The sequence below is a fragment of the Streptomyces sp. NRRL F-6492 genome, assembly GCF_001280125.1.
GTDB lineage: Bacteria > Actinomycetota > Actinomycetes > Streptomycetales > Streptomycetaceae > Streptomyces.
Window position 1 is genome coordinate 78,165 of the sequence record NZ_LGEG01000193.1, and the last position, 16,136, is coordinate 94,300.

At 76.1% G+C, this 16,136-nt stretch carries 15 protein-coding genes and 1 pseudogene; 10 read left to right on the top strand and 6 right to left on the bottom strand.

The features are described from left to right. Positions 1 to 35: 35 nt before the first annotated feature. Positions 36 to 1,150, bottom strand: a pseudogene (gene argJ / locus ADL08_RS14900) (bifunctional glutamate N-acetyltransferase/amino-acid acetyltransferase ArgJ). Then, on the bottom strand, positions 1,147 to 2,184 hold the full coding sequence (gene argC, locus ADL08_RS14905; protein ID WP_053642988.1) for an N-acetyl-gamma-glutamyl-phosphate reductase: 1,038 nt from the start codon (positions 2,182 to 2,184) through the stop codon (positions 1,147 to 1,149). The pseudogene argJ and the gene argC overlap by 4 nt, the downstream one beginning before the upstream one ends. Before the next feature lie 456 nt (positions 2,185 to 2,640). Between argC and ADL08_RS38185 the strand changes: the two genes are divergently transcribed. The 3 genes from ADL08_RS38185 to ADL08_RS14920 all read left to right on the top strand — a co-directional run bounded on the left by ADL08_RS38185 (position 2,641) and on the right by ADL08_RS14920 (position 5,798). After that, entirely contained in the window at positions 2,641 to 4,938 is a 2,298-nt protein-coding gene (locus tag ADL08_RS38185; RefSeq protein WP_053642990.1) for a SpoIIE family protein phosphatase, read from the top strand. A gap of 69 nt (positions 4,939 to 5,007) precedes the next feature. Further along, positions 5,008 to 5,505, top strand: coding sequence for a DUF2975 domain-containing protein (locus ADL08_RS14915; protein WP_053642992.1), 498 nt, complete (start codon positions 5,008 to 5,010; stop codon positions 5,503 to 5,505). Then, a complete protein-coding gene (locus ADL08_RS14920; RefSeq protein ID WP_053642995.1) occupies positions 5,505 to 5,798 on the top strand; it encodes a helix-turn-helix domain-containing protein in 294 nt (97 codons plus the stop codon). Before ADL08_RS14915 ends, ADL08_RS14920 begins: the two co-directional genes overlap by 1 nt. Positions 5,799 to 5,866: 68 nt before the next feature. Here ADL08_RS14920 and ADL08_RS14925 read toward each other — a convergent pair whose 3' ends face one another. Next, the gene (locus ADL08_RS14925) at positions 5,867 to 7,126 is read right to left on the bottom strand and encodes an MFS transporter (protein ID WP_053642997.1); all 1,260 of its coding nucleotides are present in this window, start codon (positions 7,124 to 7,126) and stop codon (positions 5,867 to 5,869) included. 146 nt (positions 7,127 to 7,272) lie between these two features. Between ADL08_RS14925 and ADL08_RS14930 the strand changes: the two genes are divergently transcribed. From ADL08_RS14930 to ADL08_RS14960, 7 genes are all read left to right on the top strand, one after another. Then, complete coding sequence (locus ADL08_RS14930) at positions 7,273 to 8,310, top strand: ABC transporter substrate-binding protein (RefSeq protein ID WP_053642999.1); 1,038 nt, start codon at positions 7,273 to 7,275, stop codon at positions 8,308 to 8,310. Further along, complete coding sequence (locus ADL08_RS14935; protein WP_078968339.1) at positions 8,300 to 9,511, top strand: FecCD family ABC transporter permease; 1,212 nt, start codon at positions 8,300 to 8,302, stop codon at positions 9,509 to 9,511. Before ADL08_RS14930 ends, ADL08_RS14935 begins: the two co-directional genes overlap by 11 nt. Further along, on the top strand, positions 9,508 to 10,299 hold the full coding sequence (locus tag ADL08_RS14940; protein ID WP_053643001.1) for an ABC transporter ATP-binding protein: 792 nt from the start codon (positions 9,508 to 9,510) through the stop codon (positions 10,297 to 10,299). The genes ADL08_RS14935 and ADL08_RS14940 overlap by 4 nt, the downstream gene beginning before the upstream one ends. An 80-nt stretch (positions 10,300 to 10,379) precedes the next feature. Continuing rightward, on the top strand, positions 10,380 to 11,249 hold the full coding sequence (locus ADL08_RS14945; RefSeq protein ID WP_053643003.1) for a Rossmann-like domain-containing protein: 870 nt from the start codon (positions 10,380 to 10,382) through the stop codon (positions 11,247 to 11,249). Further along, positions 11,246 to 12,340 carry a GHMP kinase gene (locus ADL08_RS14950; RefSeq protein ID WP_078968340.1) on the top strand — a complete coding sequence of 365 codons (1,095 nt, stop codon included), beginning with the start codon at positions 11,246 to 11,248 and terminating at the stop codon, positions 12,338 to 12,340. The genes ADL08_RS14945 and ADL08_RS14950 overlap by 4 nt, the downstream gene beginning before the upstream one ends. Further along, a complete protein-coding gene (locus tag ADL08_RS14955) occupies positions 12,261 to 13,274 on the top strand; it encodes a pyridoxal-phosphate dependent enzyme (RefSeq protein ID WP_053643005.1) in 1,014 nt (337 codons plus the stop codon). The genes ADL08_RS14950 and ADL08_RS14955 overlap by 80 nt, the downstream gene beginning before the upstream one ends. A gap of 398 nt (positions 13,275 to 13,672) precedes the next feature. Further along, on the top strand, positions 13,673 to 13,903 hold the full coding sequence (locus ADL08_RS14960) for a hypothetical protein (protein ID WP_159043109.1): 231 nt from the start codon (positions 13,673 to 13,675) through the stop codon (positions 13,901 to 13,903). Positions 13,904 to 13,963: 60 nt separating this feature from the next. Here the strand turns inward: ADL08_RS14960 and ADL08_RS14965 are convergent, their stop codons facing one another. The 3 genes from ADL08_RS14965 to ADL08_RS14975 all read right to left on the bottom strand — a co-directional run bounded on the left by ADL08_RS14965 (position 13,964) and on the right by ADL08_RS14975 (position 16,025). Beyond that, the gene (locus ADL08_RS14965) at positions 13,964 to 14,998 is read right to left on the bottom strand and encodes an iron-containing redox enzyme family protein (protein WP_053643010.1); all 1,035 of its coding nucleotides are present in this window, start codon (positions 14,996 to 14,998) and stop codon (positions 13,964 to 13,966) included. Then, entirely contained in the window at positions 14,995 to 15,291 is a 297-nt protein-coding gene (locus ADL08_RS39005; protein WP_078968341.1) for a CDGSH iron-sulfur domain-containing protein, read from the bottom strand. Before ADL08_RS39005 ends, ADL08_RS14965 begins: the two co-directional genes overlap by 4 nt. Positions 15,292 to 15,389: 98 nt before the next feature. Beyond that, positions 15,390 to 16,025, bottom strand: coding sequence for a HemK2/MTQ2 family protein methyltransferase (locus ADL08_RS14975; protein WP_053643066.1), 636 nt, complete (start codon positions 16,023 to 16,025; stop codon positions 15,390 to 15,392). Between the last annotated feature and the right edge of the window lie 111 nt (positions 16,026 to 16,136).

Below are 16,136 nucleotides of genomic sequence, written 5' to 3' on the forward strand. Positions count from 1 at the left end.
GGGAAGCGTTCCCGTCCGTGTCGTCCCGGGCCCGCTCATGAGCTGTACGCGCTGTTCTCGTGGACGTACTCGGCCGTCAGGTCGTTGGTCCAGAGGACCGCCGACGCGTCCCCGGAGCGCAGGTCGGCGGTGATGGTGATCCGCCGGTCCGACAGGTCGACCTCGTCCCGGGACTCGCCCGCCGCGCCGTCCCGGCACACCCAGACGCCGTTGACGGCCACGTCGAGCCGGTCCGGGTCGAAGACGGCCGCCGTGGTGCCGATCGCGGAGAGCACCCGGCCCCAGTTGGGGTCCTCGCCGTGCAGGGCGCACTTGAGGAGGTTGTTGCGGGCGATGGACCGGCCCACCTCGACGGCGTCCTCCTCGGAGGCCGCGCCGACGACGTTCACCTCGATCTCCTTCGAGGCGCCCTCGGCGTCCGCCACCAGCTGTCCGGCCAGGTCCAGGCAGACCGCGTGCACGGCCTCGGCGAAGGCCTCCGGGGAGGGAACGGTCCCGGAGGCGCCCGAGGCGAGCAGCAGGACGGTGTCGTTGGTGGACATGCAGCCGTCGGAGTCCACCCGGTCGAAGGTGGTGCGCACCGCCGCGCGGAGCGCCGTGTCGAGGGCGTCCGCGTCCACGTCGGCGTCGGTGGTGAGGACGACGAGCATGGTGGCGAGGCCGGGGGCGAGCATGCCGGCGCCCTTGGCCATGCCGCCGACCGTCCAGCCGTCGTCCTGATCGCGACGGCCGCGTCCTCGCCGCCGTCCGGCGACAGCAGAGGCCCGGCGGCGGCGATGCCCGCGGTGACCCGGTCCATCGGCAGCCGCACGCCGATCAGGCCGGTGGAGCACACCGCGACCTCGTGCGGGTCCACGCCCACCGCGTCCGCCGTCCGCTCGGCCGTCAGACGCGCGTCGACGGCGCCGGCCTGTCCCGTACAGGCGTTGGCGCCGCCGGAGTTGAGGACGACGGCCGATATCCGGCCGTCGGCCAGGGCGCGCCGGGACCAGCGTACGGGCGCGGCCTGGACGCGGTTGGAGGTGAAGACGCCGGCGGCGGCGCGCGACGGCCCCCGGTTCACCACCAGGGCCAGATCGCGGTCACCGGACTCCTTGATGCCGGCGGCGATGCCGCAGGCGAGGAATCCCTGTGCAGCGGTCACACTCACGGAGTGACTCCATTCGTGGGCAGGCCCAGCCGTTCCGGCAGGCCGAGGGCGACGTTCATGCTCTGCACCGCGCCACCCGCGGTGCCCTTCGTCAGGTTGTCGATGGCGCTCACGCAGATCAGCCGGCCGGCGTCCGGGTCCACGGCGATCTGCGTCTGGACCGTGTTGGACCCGAGGACGGCGGCGGTCGTGGGCCACTGCCCGGGCGGCAGCAGCCGGACGAACGGCTCGTCGGCGTAAGCGGATTCGTACGCCTCCCGCACCGCTTCGGGGCCCGCCGAGAGCGCTTCGGGGCGGAGCCGTGCCGAGCAGGTGGCGAGGATGCCCCGGGGCATGGGGGCGAGCGTCGGGGTGAAGGAGACGGTGACGTGCTCGCCGGCCACCAGGGAGAGGTTCTGGACGAGTTCGGGGGTGTGCCGGTGGCCGCCGCCGACCCCGTACGGGGTCATGGAGCCCATCACCTCGGCGCCGAGGAGGTGCGGTCTCAGGGCCCGCCCGGCGCCCGACGTGCCGCTGGCCGCGACGACCACGACCTCCGGCTCCACGAGCCGGGCCGCGTGCGCGGGGAACAGCGCGAGCGTGACCGCCGTGGGATAGCAGCCGGGCACGGCGATCCGGGTGGCGCCCTTCAACTCGTCGCGGGCGCCGGGAAGTTCCGGGAGGCCGTACGGCCAGGTCCCGGCGTGCTCGGAGCCGTAGAAGCGTTTCCAGGCCGCCGGGTCGCGCAGGCGGAAGTCCGCCCCGCAGTCCACGATCAGCGTGCCGGGGTCCACCTCCCGCGCGTACGCGGCGGACTGCCCGTGCGGCAGGGCCAGGAAGACCACGTCGTGACCGCGCAGGGCGGCCGCCGAGGTCTCGTCGAGGACCCGGTCCGCGAGTTCCGCCAGCTGCGGCTGGACGGAGCCGAGCGTGCGGCCCGCGCTGCTGTGCGCGGTCACCGCGCCGATCTCCACACCGGGATGCGCCGACAGCAGGCGGAGGATCTCCCCGCCCGCGTAGCCGCTCGCACCGGCCACCGCGACCCTTACGGTCATGTTCTTCCGTCTCTCTCCGTGCGTGTGGGGGACGCCGCCCCGGGGAGGGGGCGGCACGACGCCGTTCCAGGGTGGGGGCGCGGGGTTGCCGGTACGGGCCCCCGGCCGTGCGTCCCGGCGAACGTCGCGCGGCGCCCGCGGGCCGGGGACCGCGCGCCGGAGCCCGGCCCCGTGCGTCCCCGGCCCCCGTGGGCGGGGCTCGTCGCGCGGGCCGATCGCCGTCCGCGGTCCCCGACCGTGTCGCCGCCCGTCTCGTCATCCGCGTCGTCGTCCGTGGAATCGTTCGCGACCTTCGGGGGGAACCCGAAAAGTGGATGTGCCCGCACCCCCTCACCCTTCGATCGGGACTTAGCTGAGCCTAACCTAAGTTGAGCTTCCATGGGGCTCGCCCCGCGCGGTCCACCGGCGGGCCGGTCCCGTCGAGCGCCCCGGACGGGCCCGTCGTAGGGTCCGGATATGGGAGAGCCCGCGGGCGCGGACGCCGAGGACGTCTTCGGCGCGGGACGGTTGGACGCCGTCCTCGTCGACGTCATGCGCGACACCGGAGCCTCGGTCGGCCTCGTGTACCTCCGGGTGCCGGGGGAGGACATGCTGCGCCTGGCGCTGGTCTCGGGCGTCTCCCGGGAGATCGCGGCCCCCTGGGTCCGCATTCCGGACGACGCGCCGATCCCGGTGGTCGACGCCATGCGCGACCGCGAACTCGTGTGGCTGGGGGGCCAGGAGGAGATCGCCCGCCGCTATCCGCGCCTGGGCATCGTGCTGCCGTACGACTTCCTCCTCGTCGCCGCCCCGATCGCCGACGACACCGCCGTGCGGGGCGGAATCGTCCTGCTGTGGCCTGTCTGGCACCCGCCCCACCTCGACGACCGCGAGCGCGCGGCGCTCGACGGCTGCGGCCGCCGGGCGGCCCGGCTGCTGCGCCGGGCGGCCGAACGGGAACCGGCGTCCTACCCCTCCGAACCGCGCGTCGTGCATCCGGCCCGCCCTCCGGAGGCCGACCCCGTCCTGGCCCGGTCCGCCCTCCACTTCGCCGAACGGCTGCCGGTCGGCTGCTGCGCCCTGGACCTCGACGGACGCCTCACCTTCCTCAACACCGCCGCCGCGGAGCTGGTCCAGGCGGGCGCGGCGGCGCTGCTCGGCAGACGCCCGTGGGAGGTGCTGCTCTGGCTGAACGACCCCGTGTTCGAGGACTGCTACCGCGCGGCGGTGATCACCCGCCGACCGGTGTCGTTCACCGTCATGCGGCGGCCCGCGACGTGGCTGCTGTTCGAGCTGTACCCGGACGCGACCGGCGTCAGCGTCCACATCACCCGGGTGGCGGGGCCCGCCGCGACCGGCGAGGGGGAGGGGGAGGGGGAGGGGACCGGAAGGGAACCCGGGGCGGGCGCGGCGGCCCCGCCCGGCGCCCACGCCCCGCCCGGGGTCTCCGGGACGTCCGGCGTCTCCGCCCCGTCCGGCGCCCCGGGGGCATCCATGATCCCGGGGACGTCCGCGACCTCCGCGACCTCCAGGAGTCCGGCCCCGCCTCCCCGGTACGCCGAGCCGGTGGGTGCCGGGGCCGTGTACCACCTCATGCACATGGCGGCGACCCTGGCGGAGGCGGTCGGCGTCCACGACGTCGTCGAGCTCGTCGCCGACCAGATCGTGCCCGCCTTCGGCCCTCAGGGCCTCGTCCTGATGAGCGCGGACGAGGGGCGGCTGCGCATCATCGGCCACCGCGGCTACAGCCAGGAGTTCGTGGACCGGTACGACGGCACGCCCGTGACGGCGGAGGTCGCCGACGCCCAGGTCCTCGCCACCGGCGTCCCCGTCTTCTTCACCAGCCCCGAGGACCTGTACCGCGCCCACCCCCGCGCCCCGCGCTACCGGGACCGCTCGGCCTGGGCGTTCCTGCCGCTGATCGCCTCCGGCCGTCCGGTGGGCTCCCTGATCCTCTCGTACGCCCTGCCGCGCCCCTTCCCGGCGGCCGAGCGGGCCCTGCTCACCTCCCTGGCGGGCCTCATCGCCCAGGCCCTCGCCCGGGCCCGTCTCTACGACGCCAAGCACTCCCTCGCGCGCAGCCTCCAGACCAGCCTGCTCCCGCACCGCCTGGTCCCGCTGCCGGGGGTCGAGGTCGCCGCCCGCTATCTGCCGGCGGGTCATGGCATGGACGTCGGCGGCGACTTCTACGACCTCGTCCGCGCCGCGCCCGACACCGTCATCGCCGTCATCGGCGACGTCCAGGGCCACGACCCGAACGCCGCCGCCCTCATGGGGCAGGTGCGCACCGCCGTCCACGCGCACGCGACGGCCGGGGCGTCCCCCGGTGACGTCCTCGCCCGGACGAACAGGCTCCTGAACGACCTGGAACCGGACCGCTTCACCAGCTGCCTGATCGTCGAACTCGACCTGGCCCGGCACCGCCTCCGGCTCGCCACGGCGGGCCATCCGCCGCCGCTCCTGCGCGCGCCCGACGGCCGGACCCGCCTCCTGGAGGCGCCGCCGGGCCTCCTCCTCGGGATCGCCCCGGACGTCGAGTACGCCACCACGGAGGTGGCCTGGGAGCCCGGTTCCGTCCTCGCCCTCTACACCGACGGGCTCGTCGAGGAGCCCGGCGTCGACATCGGCACGGCCACCGCGGAGCTGTCCGGCCGCCTCGGGCGGTCCCGGCCGGGGGACCTGGACGCCCTCGCGGACGCCCTGATCCGGCGCGTCAAGAGTCCCGCGCACCGCACCGACGACGTCGCCCTCCTGCTCGTCCGCCGCGAGCCCTGACCTCCGCCCCCTTGCCGCACCTATCGAATATCGATAGCTTGTTATCGGTTTTCGATCGAAGGGGATGTCATGGGGAAGTTGACGGTGCTCGCCCTGCGGGCCGTCCTGGCGGGGCTGCTCGCGGGTTCGGTCTTCGTGGAGGCGGTGATGGTGCCGCTCCTGGCCGCCGACCTGGAGGGGCTCGGGCCGGAGTACGCCCACCTCCGCACGCCGGTGCTCGTGCTCCTGGTCCTGGGCGCGCTCACGGCGCAGACCGTGCTGGTCTGCGTGTGGCGCCTGGTGACGATGGTGCGGCGCGGCACGGTGTTCTCGCACGGGGCCTTCCGGTACGTGGACGTCGTCACCGGCGCCTTCGCGGCGGGCGCCGCCCTGGTGTTCGCGTTCGCCGTCCTCCTGGCGCCCGGCGAGGCCGCCGCCCCGGGCGTCGTGCTCCTGATCTGCGGGGCGAGCCTGGCGGTCCTGGGCGTGGCCCTGATCGTGCTCGTGCTGCGGATGCTGCTCGCCCAGGCCGTCGAGCGCGAGGCCGAGGCGAAGCGGATGCGGGCCGAGCTCGCCGAGGTGATCTGATGCCGATCGTCGTGGACGTCGACGTGATGCTGGCCCGGCGCAAGATGTCCGCGGGCGAGCTCGCGGAGCGCGTGGGCATCACTCCGGCCAACCTCGCCGTGCTCAAGAACGGGCGCGCCAAGGCGGTGCGCTTCACCACCCTCGGCGCCCTCTGCGAGGTCCTCGACTGCCAGCCGGGCGACCTGCTGCGCTGGGAGCCGGAGACCGGGACGGCGGAGAGCGGGTCGGCGGAGGCCGGGCCGGAGGGGGCCGCGGCGGAGGACGCCGTGGCGGCGGCCGGCGAGAACGGCTGACGGGCGGGCGCGACCGGGAGGGACGACCGCCCCTCCCGGTCGCGCGGTGCGTGCGCCGACGGGGGTGCTCAGTCCGTCGGCTTCGGAGCCGTGCGGGAGAAGTGGCGGGCGGTGGGCACCAGCGCCGCGCCGGCCGGTACGAGGAAGCAGGCCGCGGCGCACACGGCGAGCACGGGAGCGACGCCGAACGCCCCCACGGCCGGGGCGATCAGGGCGAGTCCGACCGGCGCGAGGCCGTAGGAGACGAGGAAGTCCAGCGAGGAGACGCGGGCCAGCTTGTCCGGGGCCACCTCCCGCTGGGTGGCCGTGAACCAGGGCACGTTGAACAGCTCGATGCCGATCCCGGCGACGGCGTACGCGGCGACGACCACGACCGGGTGCACGGGCAGCATCAGGCTCAGCGGCGCGAAGCCGTACGCGGCCAGGCCGGCGAAGGCCGCCCAGCCCTGGGAGCGCGGCCGCCACCGGGCGATGACCAGCGCCCCGCCGAGCGCGCCCAGGGTGTACGCCGTCATGGCCGCCGCCAGGACCCACGTCGTGCCGTAGCGGTCCCGGCTGATCAGGGGCAGCGCGACGCTGGTCGCGGAGTAGCCGAGGGCGACGACCGCGACGAGGGCGGCGAGTCCGGCCGGGAACCAGGGGTGCCGGCGCGCCTCCCGTATGCCCTCCGCGAACTCGGCGCGGAACCCCGCGCGCCGGCCGGGTTCGGCGACCGGCGCCGCGGCCGGCCCCCCGCCCGGGACGAGCGCGGCCACCAGCCACAGCAGGCCGATGCCGAGCAGCAGCGTCCGGACGTCGAGGACGGCCGCGAGCAGCGCGGTCAGGGCGGGCCCGGCGAGGGTGGAGCTCCGCACCGCCAGGGTCATGGCCGCGTTGGCCTCCTGGCGCCGCCCGGGATCCACGGTCTCGGCGGTGAGCGCCTGGAACGCCGGTCGGCAGGCGCCCTGTCCGGCGCCCGCGAGCACGGCGGCAGCGGTCATCAGGGCGAGCGAGCGGCCGAGTCCGGCGGCGAGGAGGGGTGCGGCGGCGGCCGCCGCGAGGGCCGACCAGAGGACGACCGCGCGGCGCGCGTGCCGGTCCGCGAGGACGCCCCCGACGGCGACGGCGGCGAGGAAGCCGACGGTGCGCGCGGCGAGGACGAGTCCCAGGCCGGCGGCGCCGAGGTCGCGGTGGAGCACGGCGAGCCCCAGCACGAAGGGCAGGGCCCAGGTCGCGAGCCCGGAGGCGGTGGTGCCCGCCCACAGGCGCAGGAAAGCGAGGTCGCGCAGGACCGAACGCGGCGGGGGAGCGGGGGACTTGGCCGCTGCGGGGGTGGGTGTGGTGGTCACGGCGTGGAGGCTCCTCGGGGACGGGGGGACGGCTCGGAGAACCGCCCGGGGGTCGTTAATGGAAATGATTTCCATTACAGTACCCTTCGAACGCGGCACTCCTGCCCGGTGCACGACCACGCCCGCCCTTCCAGACCGGAGATCCCATGCGCCACCCCGCCCGCCTCGGCATCGCCCTCACCCTCGTCCTCGCCACCGCCGGCTGCTCCTCGGCGGCCGTCGACGGCCCGGGGAAGGGCGCCGCCCCCTCCGGCCGGGCCTCCGCCGCCGGGACGGTCTCCGTGACCAGTTGCGGCCGCCCGATCACCCTCGCCGGGCCTCCGAGCCGGGCCGTCGCCCTCGACCAGACCTCGACCGAGACCCTGCTCGAACTCGGCCTCCAGGACCGGATGGCGGGCACGGCCAACCTCAAGACGAAGATCCCCGCGCGGTACGGGGCCGCCTACGCCCAGGTGCCCGTCATCGCCCCGAAGATCGCCACCGGCGAGCAACTGCGCGCCGCCACACCGGACTTCGTCGTCGCCGGTTCCGCGGACCTCTACACCGGGGACCGGGCCGGCACCCGCGAGGAACTGGACGCCCTCAAGGTGCCCACCTTCGTCAGCGCCGTCGACTGCCCGGACCGGAACCCGGCCGGCCGGACCCCCTTCGAACTGCTCTTCTCCGACTACGAGACCCTGGGCCGGGTCTTCGGCGTCGAGGAACGGGCCGCCCGGCTCGCCGCCGACCAGCGCGCCGCCGTGGCCCGCGCCGCCGGAACCGGGGCGAAGGCGCCCCGGGCCGAGGACCGGCCCACCGTGGTCTACCTCTACTCCGTCTTCAACGGCATGCCGTACGTGGCGGGCGGGAGCGGTCTGCCCAGCGAGATGAGCCGGATCGTCGGCGCGAAGAACGCCTTCGACGACGTCGCCGAGGACTGGCCGGAGGTCTCCTGGGAGGAAGTCGCCGAGCGCGACCCGGACTTCATCGTGATCGGCGACCTCTCCGAGCGCGGCCGCCCCGGTGACGGCGCCGCCGAGAAGCGCGCCACGATGACCCGGCACCCGGTGATCTCCCGCCTCCCCGCCGTCCGCGACGGCAGGATCATCGAGGTGCCGGGCATCGAACTGGACCCCTCGGTGCGCTCCGTGCACGCCCTCGGTCTCCTCGCGGACGGCATGAGGAAGCTCGGCCGTGCCCGCTGACCCGACGACCCTGAAGGCCCCGCCGGACCCCGCGCCTCCGACGGTCTCCCCGCCCCCCGCGGACCTGCTGCTCCCGGCCGCCAGATCCTGGAAGGCGGCCGGGGAACGGACGGCGGCCGGCGGACGGACGGCGGCCGGGGAACGGGCCACGGGCGGGGAACGGGCGGCGGCCGGGACTCCCGCGTCCCTCCCGCCCGCCCGGGTCCTCCTCCTCTTCCTGCTCGCCGCGGCCGTCCTCGCCGGCTCGGTCGCGGCGGGCGTCCGCATCGGCACCGCCGACGTCGGGTGGGCCGGCCCCGGCCGCGCCCTCGGCGCCCGACTCGGCCTGGACGTCGAGCCGTTGCCCCCGCTGATCGACTCCCTCGTCTGGGACCTGCGGCTGCCGCGCGTCCTGATGGCCGCCCTCGTCGGCGCCTCCCTCGCCGTCTGCGGCACCGTCCTCCAGGCCGTCACCCGCAACGCGCTCGCCGACCCCTATCTGCTCGGCGTCTCCTCGGGCGCCTCGACCGGGGCCGTCGTCGTGATCGTCCTCGGCGTGGGCGCGGGCACCCTCGGGACCACCGGCGGCGCGCTCGCCGGAGCGCTGCTCTCCTTCGGGCTGCTCCTGCTCCTGCTGCGGCGCACCGGACTCGACTCGGTCCGCATCGTCCTGACCGGCGTCGTCGTCGGCCAGCTCTTCACGGCGCTGACCTCGCTCGTCCTGATGGCCTCGGCGGACGCGGACACCACCCGGGCCGTCACCCACTGGCTGCTCGGCTCGATGGCGCCCGCCCGCTGGGACACCGTCGCGGTCTGCGCCGTCGTCACCCCCCTGGGCCTGGCGGCCGCGTGGCTCCGCGCCGACGCCCTCGACGGCCTCGCGTTCGGCGCGGACACCGCCGCCTCCCTCGGCATCGGCGTACGGCACACCCGGCTGCTGCTGCTCGTCGTCACGGCCGTCCTGACCGCCGTGGCCGTGGCCACCGTCGGCGCCATCGGCTTCGTCGGCCTGATCGTCCCCCACGGGGTGCGGTTCCTCGTCGGCCCCACGCACCGGGTGCTCCTGCCGTACGCGGCCCTCGCCGGCGCGGTGTTCCTGGTGTGGACCGACGCGCTCGCCCGGATCGCCTTCGCCCCCCGCGAGGTCCCGGTCGGCGTCATCACCGCCCTGCTCGGCGTGCCGCTCTTCCTCCTCGTCCTGCGCAGGCGGGGTGAGCTGTGAGGATCACCGCCGAAGCGCTGAGCTGGTCGGTGGCGGGCACCCGGGTCGTCCACGACGTCACCGTGGACGTCGCGCCGGGCGAGACCGTCGGGCTCCTCGGCCCCAACGGCTCCGGCAAGTCCTCGCTGCTGCGCTGCCTGGCCGGTCTGCGGACCCCCGACACCGGCACGGTCCGGTACGACGGCGTGCCCGTGCGGGACTGGAGCGCGCGCCGGATCGCCCGTCACGTCGCCTTCGTCGAACAGGACTCGGCGGCCGACAGCGACCTGCGGGTCGCCGACGTCGTCGGCCTGGGCCGCACGCCGTTCCGGGACCGCTGGCGCGGCCCGGACGCCACCGACCGCGCGGTGGTCGCCGCCGCCCTCGACCGCGTCGGGCTCACCGCGCTCGCCGGCCGCTCCTGGAAGGCCCTGTCGGGCGGCGAGCGGCAGCGCGCCCACATCGCCCGCGCACTCGCCCAGCAGCCGTACGGACTGCTGCTCGACGAGCCCACCAACCACCTCGACGTCCGGCACCAGCTGGAGCTCATGGAGCTCCTGACCGGAGCCGGCCGGACGGTCCTGGTCGCCCTGCACGACCTGTCGCTCGCCGCCCGGTACTGCGACCGGCTGCTGCTCCTGCACCACGGGCGCCCGGTCGCCTCCGGCACCCCCGCCGAGGTCCTGACCGCCGACCGCCTCGCGGAGGTCTTCGAGGTCGACGCCGCCCTCACCACCGACGCCCTCGGCCACCCCGTCGTCGCCTACCGGGGCCCGCTCGGCACCCGGACCGCCGCACCCCTCCCGTAAGAAGCCCCTCCCGTAAGAAGCCCACCCCGCAAGAAATCCACCCCGCAAGAAATCCACCCCTCTTCCCACGAAGGAAACCCATGACCGAGACACGAACCCCTTCCGTCGCTCCCACCACGCCCCTCACCTCCGCACCGACCGTCGACGCCCTCGTCGAGGAGGTCCTCGCCGGCGTCCACGGCCCGCCGCCCGCCGAGACCGTCGCGACCAGCGTCTTCTGGATCCACCACGGCACCCGCCTGGCCGGCGGCGACACCACCTATCTCAACCAGTACGTGCTCGTCCGCCTCGGCGGCTCCTTCGGCGGCTGCGCCTTCGAGGCGGGCGACATCGACCCCGCGATCTGCCGGGAGGCTTCCGGCACCCCGCTCGACACCCTGCTGCGCGAGGCCCCCCGCCCGCTGCGGACCGCAGCCCTGGACGCCTACCTCTCCGAGGCCCGTCCCCACCGCGCGGCCGGCGCGGCGGGCGACGCCGAGCCCGTCGTCCTCTCCGCCGGCACCCCCGAGGTCCGGGCGAGGGCCCGCGACGCGGCCGTCGCGGGGCTGCTCGACATCGCGCCGGGCGCCGAGGTCGGCCTCATCGGCGTCGTCAACCCCCTGGTCGCGGCCATCCGCGAGCGCGGCGGCACCCCGCTGCCCTGCGACTTCAACCTGAAGGCCACCCAGTGGGGCGACCCCGTCACCACCGACATGCACGAGGTCCTCGACCGCGCGGAGGCCGTCGTCGCGACCGGCATGACCCTCGGCAACGGCTCGTTCGACACCATCCTGGAGCGCTGTCGCACCCGGGGCGTCCCGCTCGTCGTCTACGCGCAGTCCGGCAGCGCCGTCGCCCGCGCCTTCCTCGGCTCGGGCGTCACCGCCCTCTCCGCGGAACCGTTTCCCTTCTCCCAGTTCAGCGCCGAGGAGACGGTCCTGTACCGCTACCGGACGGCGGGCGGCGCGTGACCCCCACGACCCGCCCGGAGGCCGCCCGCCCGGAGACGGTCCACCCGAGGACCGCCCATCGGGACACCGCCCACCCGGAGACCGTCCACCCCCGCACCGGCACCGGATCCGCCCCCTGCCACCACGGCGAAATCCTCCAGGGCGTCTTCCTCGACGCCTCCGGACGCCGGTGCGCCGGCCTGGTCACCCTGCCCCTGCCCGGCCCGGGCAGCGGCGCCGTGTTCGTCCCCCGGCCCGGCACCCCGCCCGAGGCGGTCGCCGTCGTCCCCGCCGGGCGCACGAAGGCGGCCGGGGCCGCCGTCCTCGCGGTGGCGGAGTGCGCGCGGCGCACCGGCCGGCCCGCCTGCGGGGGAGAGGTGCGGCTCACCGGCGACCTCCCGGTCGGCCTGGGCATGGGCAGCTCCACCAGCGACGTCATCGCCACCCTGCGCGCCGTCGCGGACGCGTACGGACTGCGGCTCGACCCCGCCACCACCGCCCGTCTCGCCGTGCGCGCCGAGACCGCGTCCGACCCGCTGATGCTCGACGGCCGCCCGGTCCTCTTCGCCCAGCGCGAGGGCCGGGTCCTGGAGGCCCTCGGCCCCGCCCTGCCCCCGCTGACGGTCGTCGGCTGCGCCCTCGGCGGGGGCGCGCCCGTGGACACCCTGTCCCTGCCCGTGCGCGACCCCGCCGACGCCGACGACACGGAGGTACGGGCCGGGGAGCGGCTGCGGGCGCTGCTGCGCCGGGCGGTCGCCACCGGGGACGCGCGGCTGCTGGGCGCGGTCGCCACCGCCAGCGCCCGCCGGGGCCAACGCGCCCTCGGCCACCCCGAGTTCGACGACCTGACCGGCGTCGCCCGGCGGACCGGAGCGGTCGGGGTGCAGATCGCGCACAGCGGGGCCGTGGCGGGCGTCCTCTTCGACCCCGCCGCCCCGGACCTCCGCCGCCGCGTGGACGCCTGTCTGCGCGCCCTGGACGCCCACGGCATCCCCACCACCCGGACCTTCACGACCAGCGAGGAGCCCCCGCATGGACCAGCACGTCGCGGAGTCGATCGGCCGACCGGACCTCATACGGCTCGACGACCGGCTCGTCTGTCTGCGCTTTGAGACGATGAAGGCGGTGTCCGCCCTCGCCGCCGTGCGCCACCTGCTCGACACCCGGGCGGTGCGCCCCGGGGACACCCTCCTCGACAGCTCCAGCGGCATCTACGCGTACGCCCTCGCCCTGGCCTGCCACCGCTACGGCATGCGCTGCCACATCGTCGGCTCGACCACGGTCGACCACGCCCTGGCCGTCCAGCTCGCGGTGCTCGGGGCGACCCTGGAGCGGATGGAGCCCTGCGACGACCTGAAGCTCGACCAGAAGCGGCGGGTGGAGCGGATCCACGAGATCCTCGCCGCCCACCCCGAGTACCACTGGATGCGGCAGTACCACGACGACGTCCACTACCTCGGCTACCGGAGCGTCGCCGACCGGATCCGCGAGGCGGTCGGCACGGAGCGGCTCACCGTCGTCGGCGGGGTCGGCTCGGGCGCCTCCACGGGCGCCCTCGCCCGCTACCTGCGCGAGGCCCCCGGAGGCGGCGCCGACGTCGAACTCGTCGGCGTCCAGCCGTACGGCAGCGTCACCTTCGGCTCCGCGCACGTCTCCGACCCCGAGATCATCATCGCCGGCATCGGCAGCTCCATCCCCTTCGGGAACGTCTCCCACGAGCTGTACGACACCCTGCACTGGATCTCCTTCGACGCCGCCCTCGCCGGCAGCGTCGACCTGCTGCGGCGGCACGCCGTCTTCGCGGGCCTGTCCACCGGCGCCGGCTACCTCGCGGCCCGCCACGAACGCGACCGCGCCCCCGGCCGTACGGTCCTCTTCGTCGCCGCCGACACCGGGCACCGCTACGTCGACACCGTCCACGCCCGCCACCGCGAGGCCGCCCGGATCGAGGACCTCGCCCCGCGCGAGGTGACCGACCGGACCGGCCTGGCCCTGCCGTGGTCCCGGATGCGCTGGAACCGGGCCCCGGCCGGGGCCCTCGGCTGAGGAGGGCGGCACCGCCCTTCCGCGCCCCGGGGGAGGGTTGTTACCGTCGGCCGGGTGGACCACACGATTCCGCGCGGGAGTTGGCCCGACGCCGACCTCTTCCGCGAGCTGGTGCGAGAGGTCGTCCCGCTGCGGTGGGGCGGGTGGAGCCTGCCGGAGTTCCAGCACGCCGTCTCGGCGCTGGGCTGGGAACTCGGCGGGCCCCACGAGGTCGCCGGCCAGGTCCGGCGCCGCTTCCTTCCCCGGAAGGGGCCCTGGGGCGGCCACGGCACCGTGGTCTCCGACCCGGCGGAGCCCGAGCGGATCCGCGAGCTGCGCGTGCACGTCGTCGACCTGCCTCCGGAGGACGTCCGGGCCGCCGCCGACGTGGTCCGCGCCGCCTGGTGGACCTCGGACTCGTGCCCACCGACACCGACCCCGACTCCGCGGAGGACGCCGCGTCCTCCAGAACGGCCGCCCGCATGCTCGTCGCGGAACTGCGGAACTGCGGAACTGCGGAACTGCGGAACCCGGAGGTCGCCCCGGCCGACCTCGTCCACAGCGGAACCGTGTCCGGACGCGGGCGCGACCTCCACCTCGACCTGCCAGGACTGGGCCCCCGGCGCGACCTGCCCGCGTCCGGCGCCTGAGGCTCCGCCCGCGACGCCCGCGACGGCCGCGACGCCCGCGACGACCGCGGGACGCGGGCCCTACCGCACGCCGTCCACGGGACCGAGCGGCGTGCGGAGCGCGCTCCGGCCGTCCGTCCAGGACTCCAGCACGTGGGCGCCGAGCCGGTCCTCCAGGAACACGGTCGCCGCGACGCCGAGGGCGACGTCGGGCGCGAGGTCCGGCTCGTCCTCCAGGAGGCCGCCCACCGCCTCCCGGCGCACCAGCTGCTCGTGGACGGCGTCGGCCTCCACGTGCTCGTCGTAGTACCGCTCCGCCGCGGGACCCGCGCCCGTCCGCCGCATCGCCGCGACGAGCCGGGCGGCGGCCGGCGGCGAGGTCACCTCGACGGTGGCGAAGTGCCCCACGAGCGCGCCGCGCAGCCGCCGGTGGAGGGCGAGCAGGGTCGCCAGGTTCACGGCCGCCAGCGTCTCGGCCCCCACCGCGTCCACGTACCGCCCGTACTCCGGGTCGAGTCCCAGGTCCGTCATCAGCTCGGCGTAGAGCCGCTCGTGCATGCGCTCGGCCCGCCCGCAGCCGAACTCGTCGTACTCGATCGCGACCATCGCCGCCTTGGCGCGGCCGCGCAGCCGGGGGATCACCCAGAGGTACGGATCGGCCTCCCGGAGCTGCGACACGGAGCGGAGCGCCGCGTACTCCCGCACCTGCCACCGCTCTCCCCGCGAGGCGAGGAACGCGGAGACGCCGGTGGGCTCGGCGGGCTCCACGAGGAGGGCGCCCAGCTCCTCGTCCACGTCCCCGTGGTGCCGGCAGTCGTGGCGCAGCGCGCTCTCGAAGCGGTGCTCCAGGAGGGCGCGGGTCCCGAGCAGGTGCGGGTCCCATTCGAGGGTCTCGGGGACCCCGTCGTAACCCCGGTAGTGCAGGGCGTAGCAGAGGTGCAGGGCGAGCTGGAGGTCGTCGCCGTACGGGTCGCAACGCGCGATCTCCGGGCCGTCGGGCAGCGCACCGGGGTCGCCGAGCAGCCGCCGCCGGACCGCCCGCGACACCTCGCCGCGGGCCTCGGGGACCGCGGGCGCGCCGGAGGCCGTACGGACGGTCTGCGGGGCGGTGGTCATGGGGTCGGGTCCTCCGGGGAGTCGGCCGCCGGGCGGTCGCGCCGCTGCCGGTGGCGGTGGCTGGTGTCGCAGAACGGGGCCCGCCTGCTCCGCCGGCACATGCACAGGGCGACCGTCGGCCGCTCGCAGTGCCGCACCGATCCGTCGGGCATGACGACGTCCACCGGCCCCTCGACGAGCATCGGCCCGTCGTCCAGGGGCCGGACCAGGGTCGGCGCGCCCCGCGCGGGACCCTCCGCCCGTGCCGGCGGCACGGCCTCGGGCCGTACGTCCGGGGAAGGGGAAGGGGACATCGCACACCACCCGTCGGGTATCTCGGTTCTTCTTCTGCGCGGCTGCCCCGCCGGGCCCCGCCCATGCGCGGGCGGTGCGGCGGGGAGGGGCCGGAGGGTCACGCGCGGGACGCGCGGATCACGACGAGGTCCTCCGCGCGCGTCCCCGCCGGTACGAGGCCCCGGGCGGCGAACCAGTCGCCGCGGGCGGACATGACCGGCCCGTAGGGCTGGGCGCGGCGGTCGGTCACCCGGGCGCGCAGCCCGGCCCGGCGCAGCCCGTCCAGGGTGGCGGTGACGCCGGAGAGCGACGACTGGACGACGAGCAGGGTCCCGGAGGGGGTGAGCAGCTCGGGCACCCGGGCGCAGACGCGGTCGAGGAGCAGCCGCCCGTCCGTCCCCGCGTCCCAGGCGCGCCGGGGGCCGCGCGCGGGCAGCTCCGGGTCCTCGCAGGGCACGTACGGCGGGTTCACCGTGACCAGGTCGAAGCGCTCGTGCGCCACCGGCGCCTCCAGGTCGCCCCGGAGCAGCCGCACCCGGCAGCGGTGCCGGAGCGCGTTGAGCCGGGCCGTGGCGACGGCGGCGCGCGAGATGTCCACGGCGGTCGCCCGGGTCCCGCGCAGGGCGGAGGCGACGGCGACGACGCCGGTCCCGGTGCACAGGTCGAGCGACCGCGCGCCGCGCGGCAGCTCCTCGCGGGCCAGCCGCGCGAGCAGCAGCGCGGTGTCGCCCTGGGGCGCGTACACCCCGGGCAGCCGGTAGACGCGCGGCGTGTCCGCCCGTACGTCCCCGAGCGGCGCGGCGAGGTCCTCGCCGAGGGGAGGGGTCACCTGGGTCACAGCGATCGGCCTCCCGACCGGGTCGGG

Bases quoted from the DNA above. Each gene is read 5' to 3' on its own strand.
- argC (WP_053642988.1), bottom strand. From the start codon at position 2,184: ATGACCGTAAGGGTCGCGGTGGCCGGTGCGAGCGGCTACGCGGGCGGG.
- ADL08_RS38185 (WP_053642990.1), top strand. From the start codon at position 2,641: ATGGGAGAGCCCGCGGGCGCGGACGCCGAGGACGTCTTCGGCGCGGGA.
- ADL08_RS14915 (WP_053642992.1), top strand. From the start codon at position 5,008: ATGGGGAAGTTGACGGTGCTCGCCCTGCGGGCCGTCCTGGCGGGGCTG.
- ADL08_RS14920 (WP_053642995.1), top strand. From the start codon at position 5,505: ATGCCGATCGTCGTGGACGTCGACGTGATGCTGGCCCGGCGCAAGATG.
- ADL08_RS14930 (WP_053642999.1), top strand. From the start codon at position 7,273: ATGCGCCACCCCGCCCGCCTCGGCATCGCCCTCACCCTCGTCCTCGCC.
- ADL08_RS14945 (WP_053643003.1), top strand. From the start codon at position 10,380: ATGACCGAGACACGAACCCCTTCCGTCGCTCCCACCACGCCCCTCACC.
- ADL08_RS14955 (WP_053643005.1), top strand. From the start codon at position 12,261: ATGGACCAGCACGTCGCGGAGTCGATCGGCCGACCGGACCTCATACGG.
- ADL08_RS14965 (WP_053643010.1), bottom strand. From the start codon at position 14,998: ATGACCACCGCCCCGCAGACCGTCCGTACGGCCTCCGGCGCGCCCGCG.
- ADL08_RS39005 (WP_078968341.1), bottom strand. From the start codon at position 15,291: ATGTCCCCTTCCCCTTCCCCGGACGTACGGCCCGAGGCCGTGCCGCCG.